This is a genomic window from Streptomyces sp. NPDC045967 (assembly GCF_056430495.1).
Genome location: NZ_JBWKLE010000001.1, coordinates 475,862 through 492,715, shown reverse-complemented (window position 1 = coordinate 492,715; position 16,854 = coordinate 475,862). Strand labels below are relative to the sequence as shown.

Here is a 16,854-nt window from a genome sequence, read left to right as displayed (position 1 = left end):
GGCCGGGCGCGGTTCTCAGGCCGCGACCGGGAGGGCGGGCTCCCGGGTCGACGGCAGGGGGATGCCGAAGTCGCGCAGGACGGCGTGGGTGGCGCGGCGGGCCGAGTGCAGGGCGCCCTGGACGGTGTTGGTGTCCCGGTGGTCCCCGCACACGTACAGCCCGGACACGACGCGCACCGGCCGCCGTACGTCGTAGGGCGGCGGCATGGCCGGCACGGCCTCCGGGGTGTGGTGGACGGCCAGCACCTCCCAGTCGCGGGTGGCGGTGTCGTAGAGCCGGGCGAGCCGCGAGGCGACCGTGCGGGCCGGGGGCGGCGGGCCGAACACGGTCGTGGTGACCAGGCTCCGGCCGGCCGGGGCCCGCGTCGGGTCGACCGCACTCATCACGGCGGTGTGCCCGACGGGCCAGGCCGGATCCCCGTCCAGGAGCAGCGAGCCGTCCCAGGGCAGGGGGGCGGCGGTGGCGTGGTGCAGGACGGTGACCTCGTGGAAGGCGGGCACGCGCAGGCCGGGCAGGAGTTCGGCGGCGGCGCGGGCCCCGGTGGCCAGGAGGACCGAGCGGCAGCTGAAGTCGCCGTGCTCCTCGGTGGTGACCAGGTTGGTCGCCACCGACCGGACCCGGACCCCGGTGCGGACGGTCCCCGGCGGCAGCCCGGCCGCGAGCCGCTCCGGCAGGGCCGCGGCCCCTCCCTCGGGCACGGCGAGCCGGCCGCGGGCGAAGGTGCGCAGGGCCAGGTCGGCGACCCGGCTGGAGGTGCCGAGCCCCGGGTCGCGCAGCAGGGCGGAGAGCAGCGGGCGCAGCACACCGCTCACGGTGCGCGGGGGCAGGCTGCGCGAGCGCAGGGAGGCCAGGGCGGTGCGTTCCGGCCGGGCCAGCAGGCGTTCATCGGGCAGGGCGGCGAGCCGGCCGAGCGCCGCGCTCAGCCGGGCCTGCTCCAGGGAGCCGCTGGCCAGGGCGCGGGCCGGGGTGAGGGCCCCGGCCCGCAGCTGCCTGCCTTCGGTGTGGACGAGCACCCCGGGCGCGAAGCTGCGCAGGCGCAGGCCGGCCAGGCCCGGGGTGCGTTCCAGCTCCGGGTAGGCGGTGTTGAGCAACTGGCCGATCCGGTCCAGCCGGAACCCGTCGGCCGACTCGGTGGCCATCCGGCCGCCGGGGTCGTCCGCGGACTCCAGCACGATGGCCGTGACCCCCGCTGCGATCAGGTGGTGCGCGGCCGCGAGTCCTGAGACCCCGGCTCCTACGATGACGACGTCCGCGTGGTGTGCGGAATGGTGTGAGCTGCTGAGCACGTGCCCCTCCCCGAGGTCGGCGCGGCTGTGTCACGACCTCCTTCCCCAACCCGGCTCCACCGGAACCCGAGTGGGCCGGGGTATGGCGAGATTGTGGTCAACTCCGGTCGCACAGTGGTCGCATACGGCTCACAAACGGTCGCACGTCGGTCGCACGGCGGTGGCAGGCCGGTGGCAGGGCCGCCGCACGGCCGGCACAGGGCCCCGGCCCCGGCGGCGTGTTCCGCCCCGGGCTACAGGGCGGCCCGGATCGCGTCCTCGATGCCGGGGTGGCGGAAGACGAAGCCCGACCGGAGCAGCCGGGCCGGCCGGGCCCGCTGGCTGCCGAGCACGTCCCCGGCGAACTCCCCCAGCGCGATCCGCAGGGCCGGCGCCGGTACGGGCAGCAGCGCGGGCCGGTGCAGCACCCGGCTCATGGCCGCGGTGACCTGGCGGTTGGTCAGCGGCTCGGGGGCGGTGAGGTTGACCGGGCCTTCGAGCCCGGGGGTGTCGATGATGTGCCGCAGCGCCGCGACCTCGTCGTGGAGGGAGATGTAGGACCAGTACTGCCGCCCGTTGCCGAGCCGGCCGCCGACGCCGGCCCGGAAGACAGGGAACAGCCTGCCCCAGGCCCCGCCCTCGCGCGCGACGACCAGGCCGGTACGGGCGAACGCGGTGCGGATCCCGGCCGCGCGGGCGGGTTCCGCGGCCGCTTCCCACTCCACGCAGACGGACGGCAGGAAACCGTGCCCGGCGGGGGCGTCCTCGTCCACGACCCGGTCGGCGGTGTCCCCGTAGTAGCCCACGGCCGAACCGCTGACGAGCACGGCGGGCGGCTCGTCGAGCGCGGCGAGGGCCCGGGCCAGGGCAGCGGTGCCGAGCACCCGGCTGTCGCGGATCACCTTCTTGTACGCCGGAGTCCAGCGGTGCTCGCCCACCCCGGCCCCGGCCAGGTGGACGACCGCCCGGCATCCGGCCAGCCCGGCGGGGTCGACGTACCCGCGGGCGGGATCCCACCGCGCCTCGTCGCCCGCGGCGGGCGGGTGGCGCACGAACCGCACCACCTCGTGGGCGTCCGCCCGCAGGGACCGTACGAGGGCACTGCCGATGAGGCCGGTCGAACCGGTGACCGCGATGCGCATGCCCCCATCCTGCCGTGCCACCGCCCCCACCCGCACGACCCGGCCCCACGCCGCGCGCGCCGCCCGGCCGGGGGCCCGGGCGAGGCCCGCCCGGGGGTCAGCGGGTGCCGATCCAGGTGCCCACCGCGTACGTGACCGCCATGGCGAGGGCGCCCCCGGCGACATTGCGCAGCACCGCGCGGAGCACGGGCGCACCGCCCAGCCGTGCGCTCAGCACCCCGCACAGGGTGAGCGCCGCCAGCACGGCCGCGGCCGTCAGCGGAACCCGTACGGACGGTCCCGTCAGCACGATCGCCAGCAGCGGCAGCAGCGCGCCCACCGTGAACGCGACGAGGCTGGCGAAGGCCGCGTGCCAGGGGTTCGCCAGCTCGTCGGGGTTGATGCCGAGCTCCACCCGCGCGTGGGCCCGCAGCGCGTCCCGTTCCGTCAGCTGCTCCGCGGCCTCGCGGGCCACCTCCCGGCTCAGCCCGCGCGCGGTGAGCAGGGCGGCGAGCTCCTCCAGTTCCGCCTCCGGCTCCTCCGCCAGTTCGCGGCGCTCCATGTCCAGCGCGGCGCGCTCGGAGTCCCGCTGCGAGCTGACCGACACGTACTCCCCCGCCGCCATCGACAGCGCGCCCGCCAGCAGCCCCGCGACGCCCGCCGCCAGGATCGCCGCCCGCGAGGTGGTGGCCCCGGCCACGCCGACCACCAGGCCCGCGGTCGAGATGATCCCGTCGTTGGCGCCGAGCACGCCCGCGCGCAGCCAGTTCAGGCGCGTGCTGATGTCCGCGCTCGCCGAGCCCCCACCGGCGCCACCGGCGCCGCCGCCGTGCGCCTCGGTGTGCGCCCCGGTCATGGCCTTGCCTGAGGCATCGTCTTCCGTCACGCCCCCACTTTCCCGGTCCGGGACGCCCCGGACCACCCGGCAGGCCGGTCCGGGGTGCGCGCGCCCGCGCCGCGTACCAGGGTGGAGGGGTGAGACGCGGACGCGAGGAGCGGGGTCGACTGCGCGGAGCGCCGCCGCCGCGCTGGGCCCGGTTCGCGCCCGCGACGGCCCTCGTGGTGCTCGTCCTGGTGCAGGTGCTCACCCCGGGCGACGTGGAAGTCGGCTTCTTCCTGGCCGGTCTGCCGCCCGTGGCCGCCTTCGCCTACGGGGCGGCCGGCACCGCGTTCTTCGCCGCCCTCGTCCTCGTCCTGCTCGGGGTGGACAACCTCGGCGTCGCCCAGGCACAGGGCTCGGACCTGGCCACCGTGGCCACCATCGGGCTGCTGAGCGTGGTGATCGCCTGGGTGCGCCGACGCCGGGACGCACAGCTCGTCAGCGTACGGACGGTGGCCGAGGCGGCGCAGCTGGCGGTGCTTCCGCCGGTGCCCGAACAGGTCGGACCGGTGCGCTGCTCCGGCCTCTACCGGGCGGCGCAGCGCGGCACCCTGGTCGGCGGCGACCTGTACGACGTACGGGCCGGGCCGTTCGGGGTCCGGGCGCTGGTCGCCGACGTACAGGGCCACGGCCTGGCGGCGGTCGGCACGGTCGCGGCGCTCCTCGGCGCCTTCCGCGAAGCGGTGCTGGACGACGTGGAGCTCGTGGCGGTCGCGGCCCGGCTGGACCGGCGGCTGACGTGTGACGCGGCGGCCGCCCCCGACGGGCATCCGGAGCTGTTCGCGACGGCCCTGCTGCTGGAGTTCCCGCCCGGCCTGGACCTGGTGCGGATCGTCTCCTGCGGGCATCCGCCCGCCCTGCGCCTGCGCGGGCCGAGGGTCGATGAGGTCCCCGTCGAGCCCGGCCCGCCGCTGGGACTGGGCCTCGCGGGGCCCGACCCGCCCGCGGTGGCGGAGCTGGCGGTGCACGCCGGGGACCGCTTCCTGCTGCACACCGACGGGGTGACCGAGGCACGGGACGCGGCCGGGCACTTCTACCCCCTCCAGACGCGGCTGACCGTGGTGGGGCGGGACCCTGCGGACCTGGTCCAGGCGGTCTGGCGGGACCTGGTCTCCTTCACCGACGGCGGGCCGGGCGACGACGTGGCCCTGCTGCTGCTGTCACCGGACGGCCCGGCATGACCGACCGGGCCGTCCGGCGCTCTCGCGCTGCGCGAGGGTGCGGCCGGCTCAGGCCGCTTGGATGAAGGCGCGCACCATCTTGCAGGTGACATTGGACGGGCGGTGGACGCCCGTCCGGACCGCCATCGTCCGGATCTTGCGGTTGGTGGCGCGCCGGGCGTCATACGTCCCCGAGTCGAGCAGGGATATCGCCAGGCGCATCGCCTTGAGACGGCGGTTGTGGCTCTCGTACCACTCGCGGGGCAGACCCGCCGGCAGCGGCTTCTTCTTCACGTTCTGCATGGTGGTGGCAGTGGCCATCTACAGCCTCCCAAACGGTAGTTGGCGTCCCCTCGTTCTCCCTCGATTTTACCGGGCAGCACTGACAAAAGCCCTGGCCCGACCAGCACCGGACGGGCTTGGGGCGAGCTCGCTCCCCGGGGCCGCTGGATAGGCTGGGCGGCATGGAGATCTGGATCAACCCCGCCTGCTCGAAGTGCCGCAGCGCCCTCACTCTGCTGGACGCCGAGGGCGCCGACTACACCGTGCGCCGCTACCTGGAGGACGTGCCCTCCGAAGACGAGATCCGCGAGGTCCTCGGCCGCCTCGGGCTGGAGCCGTGGGACATCACGCGCACGTCGGACCCGCTGGCCCGGGAGACTGGCGTGCGCGATCTGCCGCGCGAGGAGACGGACGCCGCGCGGGGGCGCTGGATCGCGCACCTGGCGGCGCACCCGAAGCTGATCCAGCGCCCGATCATCACCGCCGAGGACGGCACCGCGGTGGTCGCCCGCTCCGAGGACGCGGTCCGCGAAGCCCTGTCCCGCAAGGGCTAACCGGCCGCGATCAGACGGGCGATCTCCCCGGCCGCCGTCAACGGCAGCGCGTGGTGCGAGACGCCGGTCAGTACGTCGATCCGCGCACCCGGGAGCACCCGCCGCGCGGCCCGCGCCACCCGGTCGGCGTCATGGCAGCGGGCGCGGCCGGCGAACAGCAGGTCCGTACGCCCGGTCAGCCCCTCACGACCCGTCAGGTCCGGGCGCGGACCGGTGACCGGCCGGACGGCCGGAAAGCCGGCGGCCTCGTCCTGGAGCCGCAGCCAGGCCGGATCGAGCGCGGCCCCACCGCTCTCCCAGGCGAGGAAGGAGCGGATCCGCTCGGGGGTGGGCCGCACCAGCACGGGCAGTGCGCGCAGTACGTAGCCGGGGCGGAGCCCGGCGAAGACCTGCGTCGGGTCGAGCAGGACGAGACGGCCGATCCGGGCGGGTCGCGAAGCCGCGTAATGGGCCGCGATCCACGCCCCGTACGAGTGGCCGCCGAGGATGACGGGGCCGCGCGGGCCGAGCCCGTCGATCACCGCGTCGAGCCATCCGACGAGGTCCCCGGCGGTCCGAACCGCCCGCCCGGGTTCCGGGACGCTGAGGCCGGGATCCCCCACCAGGTCCACCGCGTGCATCCGGTGGCTGCCCGCGAGCCCGGCCTCCGCGCAGGCCCCCCACACCGTGGAGGTGGCTCCGGCGCCGGGCAGCAGCACCAGCGCCGGAGCCCCGGCCGGGCCGCAGCTGTTGACGCGGGTGAGGCCGTACGGGGTGGGCAGGTCGACGGAGTCGACCCGTTCGGGCCACCGGGCCAGGACCGCGTCGTAGGCGGTACGGAAGTCGGCGGCGCGGGAGTCGGCGGTACGGGCGGTGCGAGGTGTCCGGGACACGGCTGGCTCCAATACCTCGTCGGGCGATAATCTCGCTTGGCGAGAGATATTAGACGGAGGCGATGTGAGCGACAACGGGGAACCCGAGAATCTGCGGCTGGTGCACCTGCTGCGCGCGGTGACCGTCGAATTCGGGCTGCGGCAGGCGGAGTTCGCCGCCCGCAACGGCATGCACCCCACCGATGTCCGGGCCCTGATCTGCCTCCTCGACGCCGCCCGCGCCGGCGAGGCGGCCACGGCCGGCCTGCTCGGCGCCCGGCTCGGCCTCAACTCCGCGGGCACCACGTCGGTGATCGACCGGCTCGAACGGCTGGGGCACGTGGCGCGGGTCCGCGACGACCGCGACCGGCGCCGGATCCTGCTGCGCGTGGAACCGAACGCGGTACGGCTCGGCCAGGAGTTCTTCGGCCCGCTGATCGACGGGGTCCTGCGGGTGCTGGACTCCCTCGACGACGGCGAACGGGACACCGTCCGCCGCTTCCTGACGGCCACCCACACCGTCTTCTCCCCCCGGGCGGACGCGTGACGGCGCACGACGACGGCGCCGGCTCGAGCGCCGGAGCCGACCTGCATCTCGACCTCCCCGTCGAAGGAGCCCGCCGGACCGCCCTCGCGCAGGCCCTGCGCGCCGCCGTCCGCAGCGGGCGACTGGCCGCCGGGACACGGCTGCCGCCCTACCGCACCTTGGCCGCCGACCTCGGGCTGGCCCGCAACGCCGTCGCCGACGCCTACGCCGAACTCGTCGCCGAGGGCTGGTTCACCGCCCGGCAGGGCTCCGGCACCCGGGTGGCGGAGGGTGCGGTGGAGTGGGCGGGAGAGCGGCCAGAGGAGGGGGTCGAAAGGGCGGGCGAAAGGCGGGACAGGGGACGGAGCCCAGGGCGGGACGGGCGCCGGGGGGTCGAACGAGACGGCGAGACGGGCGCCGGCCGGGGCCGGCCGACCGCGGCACCCCACTACGACCTGCTCCAGGGCAAGCCCGACCCGGCCTCCTTCCCCCGGGGCCCGTGGGCCGCCAGCGCGCGGCGGGCCCTCGCCGAGGCGCCCACCGAGGCCTTCGGCCCCGGCGATCCGCGCGGCCGCCCCGAACTGCGGCACGCCCTGTCCGCCTACCTCTCCCGGGCGCGGGGCGTGCGGACCGGCCCGGACAACGTCGTGGTCTGCTCCGGCTTCGCCAACGGACTGCGGCTCCTCGCGTCCGTCCGGCCGCGGGACTGGGCCGTGGAGGCGTACGGACTCCCCTTCCACCACGGCATCCTGAGCGCCGCCGGGGTGCGCGCCCACACCGTCGCGGTCGACGAGGACGGCGCGCGGACGACCGCGGACCTCGCGGAACTCCCCGCCCGGGTGCGCACGCTGCTCCTCACCCCGGCGCACCAGTTCCCCACCGGGGGCCGCCTGCTGCCCGCACGGCGCGCCGCCGCCGTGGAGTGGGCCCGGGCCACCGGTGCGGTGATCGTGGAGGACGACTACGACGGGGAGTTCCGCTACGACCGCAAACCGGTCGGCGCGCTCCAGGGCTTGGCGCCGGAGCACGTGGTGTACGCGGGCTCGCTGAGCAAGAGCCTCTCCCCGGCGCTCCGCCTCGGCTGGCTGGTCCTGCCCGACCGGCTGGTCGAGAAGGTGCTGGCGGCGAAGGGGCAGCGGGAGTCCTGGGCGAGCGCGCTGGACCAGCTGGCGCTGGCCGACTTCATCGCCTGCGGCGCCTACGACCGGCACGTACGCCGCATGCGGAAGCGGTACCGGGACCGCCGTGACCAGCTGGTTTCCGCACTGTCCGCAGGGGCGCCCGACATCAGGGCGACGGGGATCGCGGCCGGGCTCCACGCGGTCCTGGAACTGCCTCAGGGCAGCGAGGCCCGGACCCTGGAAGCGGCCCGAGCAGCGGGCCTCGCCCTGGACGGCCTGTCGTCCTACCAGCACCCAGCGGACCCGACCCCACCCCGCGAAGGCTTGGTGGTGGGCTACGCGGCGCCCCCGAACGCGGCGTTCGGCAGGGCGGTGCAGGCGTTGGCGGACGTGCTGGTGCGGATGGCGGGCGTGGGCAGCGCGAGTCGGACGACGGGGGGAGCGGAGGAACCGCCCCTCATGTCGTAGCGTCCGACGGCCGTTTGCGGCTGGGGAAGAGGCACAGGACAGCCGACAGGAAGGCGCTTGGGGGTGGCGGCGATCAGTACGAGTGGTGACGGTCCCGGTGGAGGTCCCGGAGGAGGGCGATCTCGGCTCCGTGGTGCAGTACTTCCTGGTTGACCCACCAGGCGATGTCGATGAAGGGATCTTCCGCATCGCTGCCATGTGGGTAGGTGCAGTAGCCGACGGTGTCGAGGGCGTCGTCGTCGACGCTCAGAAGTGCCTGCTTCCACGCACGGGCGGCGGTGTCGAAGGCGGCGACCGCCTCATCGACGTGCCCGCAGACGGGGACGTCGTCCCGGGTCCGCGTGCGGGTGCCGGCCGTGTGGTCGGCGCGCAACGTCAGCATTTCGGTGAGGTGACTCAGACGCCAGGCGATCGTGGTGAACGGCGGCGGCCAGGGGTGCGGGTACGCCGCCGCGTCGCGACCCCAGTCACCCGTGCCGGCCAGCAGCGTGGCCCGCGGTCCGGGTCCGTCGGTTCGCCGCCGCACCGACCAGCATCCCCGCACCGGCTCCCAGAGGAACTCCTCGCCGGTCATGGGCCCGACCTCGGTGTCCGACCCGTCACCACTGTCCATGACGGGCCCGGCCATGCGGTTGGCGAGGCGCTCGCACGCGAAGTCGAACTGCTGCACCAGCGGAACCAGGCGGGGCGGGATCACGGTCAATCACTCCTGTGACGAACTGCAGGACGGCAGGACAGCGGGCCGGCGTGCCAGCCTGCCAGCCTGCCAGAGCAGGCCAACCACCGCGTCCTCATTTCCACCCCTGAACCCGTCGAAGTCGTGGCTGATGGCGGCTTCCCCCTCCCCAGACGCCGTCGGACGCTGAGCCGTGCGGGACTGCGCAGCGATCCGATGCGTGCGCCCTCGGGGGCGCCGGGGCCGGGGCCGGGGCTGGGAGCCGGGCGCTGCCCGCTGCGGGCCGGGCCGCCCCGAAGGCCAGGAGTGAGGTCCCTGATGCGGCTGGTCCTGCTCTCGACCCGGTGGACCGTTCCTTTGGGGGGTTCCCGCCGGTCCTCGTCTTTCCGGGCTGGGACGGTCTGTCAAGGGTGGCCGAAGGCCATCGCGCAGCGACGCGACGAAGGAGCGCCCTTGACAGGGCGGCCCGGCCCGGAGAGACAGTGGGACGGGCGGGAAACCCCCAAACCCTCTCTGATGAGCATCGAGGGGATCAGGCTGCCACCGAAGCCGAGGCCCAGCCCCCACCCCCCGCATTCACTCCGTCCTCACGCCCCGCCCCCGTAGGGTGAGCGGAGCACCAAATCGGTGCATACCGCACCAAAGGACCCCGGAGTGTCTCAGCAGAAGCCGACCGAACGCACCCACCACGCCCCTCACGACAACGCCCCCACGCCCACCCGCAGCACCACCCCCACGCCCACGCCCACTCCCACCCCCTCCCCGCCCTCCCGACGGGGAGCCGACTGGATGTTCGGCGGGGTGTACGGAACAGTGCTCGCCAGTGGGCTGCTGGCCGCGCTGCACCAGACGGGCGAGAACTACACGCCGTTCTACGACGCGAGCTGGATCCTCGTCACCGCGGTCACGGCCGGGCTCGCGCACGGGTACGCGCACCACATGAGCGCCCACCAGCGGAGCTCGGTGGGACATCGCTGGCGGCTGCTGGTCACGGCGCTGTGGCACGAGTGGCCGATGATCGTCGCCACTCTGCCCACCGTGCTGCTCCTCGTGCTGGCCGGGTTCACCGGCTGGGAGCCGTACGGCGTGACCGCCGTCGGGCTCGGCCTGAACACCGCGACGCTGTTCGCCTGGGGGTCGTTCGTGGCGATCCGGGTCGGCTACCGGCTGCGCTCCGCGCTGCTCATGGGCCTGGCCGACGCCGCGATCGGACTGGCCATCATCGTGGCCAACGCCCTGATCAAGTAGGGTCCCCTGATCAAGTGGGGCCCCTCCCCCTGATCAAGCAGGGCCCCCCGTTCCCCCAGCTCCCACCGGTTCCCGTTCCGGCCGCGCGCGCCCCCGTCACTCCTCTCACTCCTCTCACTCCTCCGGAAGCTGTCCCTCCGCCTCCGCCAGGACCTCGGTCACGCGGGCGCCGAACTCCGCGTCGCACGGGTCCGCCACCCCGGTGCGGGCGGCCGTGAGCAGGGCGTCCAGGGCACGCCCGTAGGCGCCGGGTACGTCGTTCCAGCCGGGCATGGCGTGGACGCCCTCGGTCCCGCGCAGCTCCAGGCCCACCCCGGCGGCGGCCGTCGGTGCGCCGAGGCTGAGGACGGCGGTGCTGGCGGCGCCGGAGGCGTGCCGCATGGCCAGCTGGACCACGTCGGAGGGGCCCCGGGTGGCACTGACCGAGGTGACGTCGCCGAGGATCGGGGCCAGCACGGAGAGCGTGTGCGGGCCCACGTCCCACAGCCCGCCCTTGGCCTTCCGCCAGGGCGAGGCGGCGTACGCGCTGGGCGTGCCGTCGGGCGGGAAGACGGCGCCGAGCCAGTGGGCGGCGGCGGTGAACCAGCCGGGGCGCTCGGCCTGTTCGGCGACCCAGGCCGCGGTGGGCTCGGCGAAGCGGAGGGTGAAGAAGACGACGGAGGCGACCTCGTGCCGGGTGGCGGCGTCGGCGACTGCACGGGCGTCCTCGACCGTCGTGGCGACGGGCTTGTCGAGCAGCAGGTGGCAGCCGGCGGCGGCCGCGCGCACGGCGAGCGGGGCCTGGACGTCCGGCGGCAGGGCGAAGGCCACGGCGTCGCAGTCGGCGAACAGCTCGTCGGGGTCTTCGTACACCTTCACGCCGTGTTCCCGAGCCAGTTCGGCGGCGGCCTCGGGCCGGCGGCCCCACACTCCGACGAACTCGGAGCCGGGGTGCGCCGCGAGCGCCGGGGCGTGCGTACGGTGGGCCCAGGGGCCGGTACCCATGAGCCCGACCCGCAGGCGGGGCCCGGCGGCGGCCCCCGCTCCGGCGCTCTCGGCGGGAAGCCGGACAGGGTTCTCGGCGGGGTTTCCGGCGGAGGTCACGTCAGACGAAATGCTCACCCGCCCAGTCTGCCCCACCCGGACAGGTGTACCCCCACCCAACCCGCGACCGGCCGCACACCCCCGCCGGCCTGCGGCGCACACCTCGGTAACACGGGGTTCACACACGGGCAACGGAAGGGAAATCGCGGGCGGGCACGCTGCGGTCATCACCGCAGCGACGAAGCCGCGAGATGGCAGCAGCGACCAGCAGCACCGCAGAGTCTGAGGATGGGGCCCGTGAGCTACAAGGCTGAATACATCTGGATCGACGGCACCGAGCCGACGGCGAAGCTTCGCTCCAAGACGAAGATCCTCGCCGACGGTGACGCGCTGCCGATCTGGGGCTTCGACGGATCGAGCACCAACCAGGCCGAGGGCCACGCCTCCGACCGCGTCCTGCAGCCGGTCTTCTCCTGCCCGGACCCGATCCGCGGCGGGAACAACGTCCTCGTGCTGTGCGAGGTCATGAACATCGACATGACCCCGCACGAGTCGAACACGCGCGCGCTGCTCCGTCCGGTCGCCGAGAAGTTCGCCGGGCAGGAGCCGATCTTCGGCATCGAGCAGGAGTACACCTTCTTCGACGGCACGCGTCCGCTCGGTTTCCCGGTGAACGGCTTCCCGGCCGCGCAGGGCGGCTACTACTGCGGCGTCGGCTCGGACGAGATCTTCGGCCGCGAGATCGTCGAGAAGCACCTGGACCACTGCCTGGCGGCGGGCCTGAGCATCTCCGGCATCAACGCCGAGGTCATGCCCGGCCAGTGGGAGTTCCAGGTCGGTCCGGTGGGCCCGCTGGAGGTCTCCGACCAGCTGTGGATCGCGCGCTGGCTGCTCTACCGCACCGCCGAGGACTTCAACGTGTCGGCGACGCTGAACCCGAAGCCGGTGAAGGGCGACTGGAACGGCGCGGGCGCGCACACCAACTTCTCCACGAAGGCGATGCGCGAGGACTACCGCGCGATCATCTCCGCATGCGAGGCGCTGGGTGACGGCAGCAAGCCGATGGACCACGTGAAGAACTACGGCGCCGGCATCGACGAGCGGCTGACGGGTCTGCACGAGACCGCTCCCTGGAACGAGTTCAGCTACGGCGTCTCGGACCGCGGCGCCTCGGTCCGCATCCCGTGGCAGGTGGAGAAGGACGGCAAGGGCTACATCGAGGACCGCCGTCCCAACGCGAACGTGGACCCGTACGTGGTGACCCGTCTCATCACGGACACCTGCTGCACGGGTCTGGAGAAGGACGGCCTGGTCTGAGGACCGACACTTCGAGGACTGACACTTTGACGCCGGCACTTTGACGTCCGGCACTCCGCGCACCCGCGCTCCGCGCACCCGCGCTTCGCGGCATCGCCGCCGCGGACACACGTAGTCCACCGACGCCCGTCGGGCCGCCCCTGGCCCGGCGGGCGTCGTCGTGCACCCGGAATCACGGGGCATTATGTCCGGTATCGAGGGGAGTCGCTGGAGGGAATATGGGATTCCGCTCCACGACGTGAGACGGGGCCTGCCCGCGCCCCGTGCCGTCTGCTTGAATGGGGCCATGGCCAGCCACTCGTACACCTCGTCAGGTCGCAGCGACCTCGAGCCGTTCTGGCCGTCCCGTCAGGACCACGATTTCGACCGGGTGTGTTGCCGCGCGAAGAACGCGCCGGCCCTCTAAAACCTCCGGATCGCCCTCCTGATCTGCGCCGAGGCCTTCGGTCTGCGCGGTACGACATCGACGACGTCCGTCCGTACGCACGTCTCCTGCCGACCCTGCGCGTGAAAGAGCCGACCACTCATGACCCAGATGACCCACGCCCTTCCCCGCACGCCCTCCGTGGGGTCCGTGCCCTCCGTCACCGCCGCGACCGCCGCGACCGCCGTCAACACGGCGACGGCCACGCGTCTGAGCTTCCCGCCCAGCCCGCGCCACCGGCTGCGGGCCGTGGACCGGGACGAAGTGACCAAGGTGGCCCAAGTGACTCAGGCGACCCAAGTGGCCCAAGTGGCTCAGGGGGCCCAGATGGCGCAGGTGGCGGACCTGCTCCCGCCCGGTGCCACCTGGCTGCCCGCGCCCCAGCACACGCTCCCGGCGCTGCCCGGCCGGCCGCCGATGGTCGGCTACCTGGTCCTGGTCCCGGCGGACCAGCGGCAGCCGACCGCCGCCTTCGCGCCGCAGGCCGTGCCCGGACCCGGCTCGCAGGTGGCGCCGGCGCCGTCCGCCCCGGCGGGGGACGCCCTGGTCCGCATCGACCCGACGCAGCGCACCGCCGAGGTCGACGGCCGCCTACTCGACCTGACCTACCTGGAGTTCGAGCTGCTCGCGCACCTGGTGAGGCACCCGCACCGGGTGCACAGCCGGGACCAGCTGGTGGGCACGGTGTGGGGCTACGGGCACGTCGGCGACGGCCGGACCGTGGACGTCCACGTCGCCCGCCTGCGCCGCAAGCTGGGCGCGGAGCGCCGCGGCGTGATCCAGACGGTCCGGCGGGTGGGCTACAAGTACGCGCCGTGAGTCCGCGCGCGACGGGCCCGTAGCCCCTGCGGAGTACGGGCCCGCCTCCGTGTCACCGGGCGGCGTCGGCCTTGGCGCGGCGTGCGGCGGTGAAGCCGAGCAGCAGGTCGATCGCCAGGAACACCAGCAGGCTGATGCCGAGCATCGGGACGAACCAGCCGACGACGGCGGTCGCCGCGGCCAGCGGCAGGAGCGCGGTCACCGGCAGCTTCCGCCAGGCACCGCGCGGCTGGGCGCGGCCGACGGACAGCGTGCGGTCCTTCGTCGGCCGACGGAGCCACCACATGCGGTAACCCCAGAAGACCAGGGCCATCAGCCCGACGGCGAGGGCGGCCAGGGCGATCTGGTTGGCGATCCCGAAGGTCAGGCCCATGTGGAGGTCGATGCCGAAGCGGGTCATCCGGGCGAGCACCGGATGGTCGGCGAAACGCAGCTCGTCCATGATCCGGCCGGATGCGGGATCGACGGCGACGGCGTCCAGGTGCACGGGGACCTGCCGGTCCTTCTCCTTGACCACGTAGCCGTCGCCCTCGGCGGGCAGGGTGACCTGGAGGTACTCGGTGACCCCGGCGGCCCGGGCGGCGTCCACGGCCCGGTCGATGCCGAGGTCCGCGGTCGGCGCGGGCGGGGGTGTCCCGGCGCCGTCGGGCATGGTGTGGCCCGCGTGTTCGCCGGAGCCGCCGCCGTCCGCGCCCGGGTCGAGCCGGGCGGAGACGGCCGGGGTGGCGCCGCCGAGACTGTCCTGGAGCTGCCCGATGTTCTCGCCGGCGTACTTCGACCAGGTGAGGCCGGTGGCGGAGAGGACGACGAGTCCGGCGACCGACCAGAGGCCGACGGCCCCGTGCCAGGACAGGGTCCGGCGCCGGCCGGTGGCCGTGCGGTCCGGGAGGACGAGATCGGCCCTGCGCTTGCGGCGGCGGCCGATCCAGAGGGCGAGTCCGCCGAGCGCGACCACCCAGAGCCAGCTCGCGGCGAGTTCACTGTAGTTCCGGCCGAACTCCCCGAGGTGGAGGCTGGAGTGGAACTCGCTCAGCCAGGCCCGCACCGGCAGCGCGTCGCCGACGGTGGCGAGTTGTCCGCGCACCTCGGCCGTGTAGGGGTCGACGAACACGGTGAGGGTCTCGCCCTCCGGCAACCCCTCACTCGCCATGATCACGCGGGTGGTCGCCTCGGCCTCGGGCGCGGGCCATACGGAGACGACCCGGCCCTGGGGCGCGGCGTCCCGGGCCGCCTCGACCTGGGCGCTGAGCGGCAGGGCGCTCTCGCCGACGCGGGGGACGGTCAGCTCGTCGGAGTAGATGATGTTCTCGGCCTGCCACGACGCGGCGTAGAGCAGCCCGGTGGCGGCGGCGAGGAACAGCAGCGGGGCGATCAGCAGGCCCGCGTAGAAGTGCATGCGCAGGAGCAGCGGGCGCAGTGCGGCCCAGCCGCCGGCCCGGTGCTCGGCCGGGTCGGGTATGCCGGTCGGGCGGGCGGAGTCGGCGTCCCGGTCGGGGACGTCCTGAACCTCGTCAAGAGACATGGTGGTCCTAGGGGTTGGCGAAGACATGGGGAACCGGCCCCAGGTCCCGCCGACCCGCTCAGACGCGGGCGGGGCGGCCGGGGGCCGTGGCGTACGGTGACCGGCCGGCGGGCGGCCCGCGCCGCACCACGGCGTAGGCGTGCACGGCTCCGCGAAGACCGCGGGGCCGCTCGTACGGGGGGACGGAGGAGGGCGGCGCCGGCAGGGCGGCCACCCGGGCCCGCAGGAGGGCGAGCACGCGGGACAGCGGCCGGGCCGCGTGCAGGGCGGCGGCGCCGAGGGCCCGGCCCAGCCGGAACACGGCGGCCTCGCCCCAGGCCAGCCAGGCGGCGCAGGCGAGTCCGGCGAGCACGTGCGCGGCGATCATGCCGAGGCCGGCGTGCCCGGCCAGGTCGGAACCGGCGATGTCGAACCCGGCGATGTCGAACCCGGCCGGGTCGTGCCCGGCCGTGTCGTGCCCGGCCATGCCTGCCGACGGGGGCGTGTCCGCCATGGCGGCCGCGTCCGCCGACCGGGCCGGGCCCGTCGTGACGCCCGGGGTTCCGGCGGCCGTCGCGCCCGGGTCCGGGTTCGGGCCCGGCCTGTGGTGGTGCGGGTGGTGCGTCGCGCCGGGGGCCGGGCCCGCCGTCCGGCTGCCGGAGAAGACGAGGTGCAGGACCCCTTGAACGGTGAGCACCGCGGCGGTGATCCCCGCCGGTCCCCGTCGTCGGCCGGCGGCGGCCCAGGCCAGACCGGCGGTCACCAGGAAGGCGCCCGCGAGCCGCGCGAAGGGGATGTCGGTGCCGGACATGGCTGCATGCCCCACCGCGCCCAACGCGGTGCACACCGCCGCGAACATCGCGGCCCGCGTGGCGCGCATCGGCGCGGGGTGCTGGAGCATGGCCGCACCATGCTCGCACGGGGCCCGGTGGTGTCCGCCGGAGGGCCGTGTCCGATCATGGGCGGGTGAATCCAATGCCGTGGGGAGCCGTGTACGCGGGCGGGGTCCAGCTCGGGGCGTACGCCGTGGGGCGGATGGGGCTCGAGGAGCGGGAGCGACTGCTGCGCGCATGCTCGACGAATGTCGACAATCTCGCCGCCGGACGCTGGGAGACGCTGCTGACCAGCGCGCTCGTCGTCGAGGAGCCGATGCCGCTGGCGTACGCGCTGCTGCTCGTCGCCGTCCTCGGGTACGCCGAGTACGCGTACGGCGCCTGGTGGGCGGCCGCGGTGTTCCTCTTCGGGCACGTCACGGCGACCCTCCTCGTGTACGGCGCCCTGCGCAGGACGACCGATCCGGGCACCCGGTGTGCCCTGGACGTGGGGACCAGTTACGGGTTCAACGCCGTCCTCGGCGCCCTGACCTCGGTCCTGCCGCGCGGGGCGGTCCGCACGGGCGCCCGGCTCGGGCTGCTGGCGCTGGCCGCGGCGCCGGTCGTCAAGCGGGGTCGCACCTTCACGGACGCCGGGCACCTGGCGGCCCTCGGGGTGGGCATCGGGGTGTCGCTGGCCCTCGATTGCCTTTCCGGAGCGAAGCATCAGAAAATCGCATGAACCGGACCCCGTCGTCCGACCCGTAGGACCCGCACGAGCCGCCTGACCCGCCTGACCCGCCTG

General features: G+C 74.7%; 17 protein-coding genes. 8 read left to right on the top strand and 9 right to left on the bottom strand.

Translation table 11 applies throughout. The features are described from left to right. Window positions 1-15 precede the first annotated feature (15 nt). The 3 genes from AC07FY_RS02415 to AC07FY_RS02405 form a co-directional block, all read right to left on the bottom strand. Window positions 16-1,287, bottom strand: a complete 1,272-nt coding sequence (locus AC07FY_RS02415; RefSeq protein ID WP_478999309.1) for an FAD-dependent oxidoreductase — start codon at window positions 1,285-1,287, stop codon at window positions 16-18. A 233-nt stretch (window positions 1,288-1,520) separates the two neighbouring features. Continuing rightward, window positions 1,521-2,408, bottom strand: a complete 888-nt coding sequence (locus AC07FY_RS02410; protein WP_478999307.1) for a TIGR01777 family oxidoreductase — start codon at window positions 2,406-2,408, stop codon at window positions 1,521-1,523. A gap of 97 nt (window positions 2,409-2,505) precedes the next feature. Next, a complete protein-coding gene (locus AC07FY_RS02405; RefSeq protein ID WP_478999854.1) occupies window positions 2,506-3,243 on the bottom strand; it encodes a VIT1/CCC1 transporter family protein in 738 nt (245 codons plus the stop codon). A 119-nt stretch (window positions 3,244-3,362) separates the two neighbouring features. On the opposite strand from AC07FY_RS02405, the gene AC07FY_RS02400 reads away from it, so the two are divergent. Beyond that, complete coding sequence (locus AC07FY_RS02400; RefSeq protein WP_478999305.1) at window positions 3,363-4,448, top strand: PP2C family protein-serine/threonine phosphatase; 1,086 nt, start codon at window positions 3,363-3,365, stop codon at window positions 4,446-4,448. 48 nt (window positions 4,449-4,496) lie between these two features. On the opposite strand, the gene AC07FY_RS02395 is transcribed toward AC07FY_RS02400, so the two are convergent. After that, a complete protein-coding gene (locus AC07FY_RS02395; RefSeq protein WP_478999303.1) occupies window positions 4,497-4,748 on the bottom strand; it encodes a hypothetical protein in 252 nt (83 codons plus the stop codon). A gap of 143 nt (window positions 4,749-4,891) precedes the next feature. Here AC07FY_RS02395 and AC07FY_RS02390 point away from each other — a divergent pair, with 143 nt between their 5' ends. Then, window positions 4,892-5,263, top strand: coding sequence for an ArsC/Spx/MgsR family protein (locus tag AC07FY_RS02390; RefSeq protein ID WP_478999301.1), 372 nt, complete (start codon window positions 4,892-4,894; stop codon window positions 5,261-5,263). On the opposite strand, the gene AC07FY_RS02385 is transcribed toward AC07FY_RS02390, so the two are convergent. Beyond that, window positions 5,260-6,135 (bottom strand): alpha/beta hydrolase, encoded by an 876-nt coding sequence (locus AC07FY_RS02385; RefSeq protein ID WP_478999298.1) that lies wholly within the window; start codon window positions 6,133-6,135, stop codon window positions 5,260-5,262. The genes AC07FY_RS02390 and AC07FY_RS02385 overlap by 4 nt on opposite strands. A 64-nt stretch (window positions 6,136-6,199) precedes the next feature. Between AC07FY_RS02385 and AC07FY_RS02380 the strand changes: the two genes are divergently transcribed. Both AC07FY_RS02380 and pdxR read left to right on the top strand, forming a co-directional pair. Continuing rightward, entirely contained in the window at window positions 6,200-6,661 is a 462-nt protein-coding gene (locus tag AC07FY_RS02380) for a MarR family transcriptional regulator (RefSeq protein ID WP_478999296.1), read from the top strand. After that, window positions 6,658-8,229, top strand: coding sequence for a MocR-like pyridoxine biosynthesis transcription factor PdxR (gene pdxR, locus AC07FY_RS02375; protein ID WP_478999294.1), 1,572 nt, complete (start codon window positions 6,658-6,660; stop codon window positions 8,227-8,229). Before AC07FY_RS02380 ends, pdxR begins: the two co-directional genes overlap by 4 nt. Before the next feature lie 73 nt (window positions 8,230-8,302). Here pdxR and AC07FY_RS02370 read toward each other — a convergent pair whose 3' ends face one another. Continuing rightward, a complete protein-coding gene (locus AC07FY_RS02370; protein WP_478999292.1) occupies window positions 8,303-8,926 on the bottom strand; it encodes a DinB family protein in 624 nt (207 codons plus the stop codon). 633 nt (window positions 8,927-9,559) lie between these two features. Here AC07FY_RS02370 and AC07FY_RS02365 point away from each other — a divergent pair. Further along, window positions 9,560-10,153, top strand: a complete 594-nt coding sequence (locus tag AC07FY_RS02365; protein WP_478999290.1) for a hypothetical protein — start codon at window positions 9,560-9,562, stop codon at window positions 10,151-10,153. 114 nt (window positions 10,154-10,267) lie between these two features. On the opposite strand, the gene AC07FY_RS02360 is transcribed toward AC07FY_RS02365, so the two are convergent. Continuing rightward, window positions 10,268-11,152 (bottom strand): Gfo/Idh/MocA family protein, encoded by an 885-nt coding sequence (locus tag AC07FY_RS02360; RefSeq protein ID WP_478999851.1) that lies wholly within the window; start codon window positions 11,150-11,152, stop codon window positions 10,268-10,270. A 321-nt stretch (window positions 11,153-11,473) separates the two neighbouring features. Here AC07FY_RS02360 and glnII point away from each other — a divergent pair, with 321 nt between their 5' ends. Further along, a complete protein-coding gene (glnII, locus tag AC07FY_RS02355) occupies window positions 11,474-12,493 on the top strand; it encodes a glutamine synthetase (RefSeq protein WP_478999288.1) in 1,020 nt (339 codons plus the stop codon). A gap of 526 nt (window positions 12,494-13,019) precedes the next feature. After that, window positions 13,020-13,736 carry a winged helix-turn-helix domain-containing protein gene (locus AC07FY_RS02350; RefSeq protein WP_478999286.1) on the top strand — a complete coding sequence of 239 codons (717 nt, stop codon included), beginning with the start codon at window positions 13,020-13,022 and terminating at the stop codon, window positions 13,734-13,736. Between the two features lie 52 nt (window positions 13,737-13,788). Here AC07FY_RS02350 and AC07FY_RS02345 read toward each other — a convergent pair whose 3' ends face one another. Both AC07FY_RS02345 and AC07FY_RS02340 read right to left on the bottom strand, forming a co-directional pair. Continuing rightward, entirely contained in the window at window positions 13,789-15,258 is a 1,470-nt protein-coding gene (locus AC07FY_RS02345; RefSeq protein ID WP_478999284.1) for a PepSY-associated TM helix domain-containing protein, read from the bottom strand. A 58-nt stretch (window positions 15,259-15,316) separates the two neighbouring features. Continuing rightward, window positions 15,317-16,138 (bottom strand): hypothetical protein, encoded by an 822-nt coding sequence (locus AC07FY_RS02340; protein ID WP_478999282.1) that lies wholly within the window; start codon window positions 16,136-16,138, stop codon window positions 15,317-15,319. 74 nt (window positions 16,139-16,212) lie between these two features. On the opposite strand from AC07FY_RS02340, the gene AC07FY_RS02335 reads away from it, so the two are divergent. After that, the gene (locus AC07FY_RS02335) at window positions 16,213-16,791 is read left to right on the top strand and encodes a rhomboid-like protein (protein ID WP_478999848.1); all 579 of its coding nucleotides are present in this window, start codon (window positions 16,213-16,215) and stop codon (window positions 16,789-16,791) included. Window positions 16,792-16,854 lie beyond the last annotated feature (63 nt).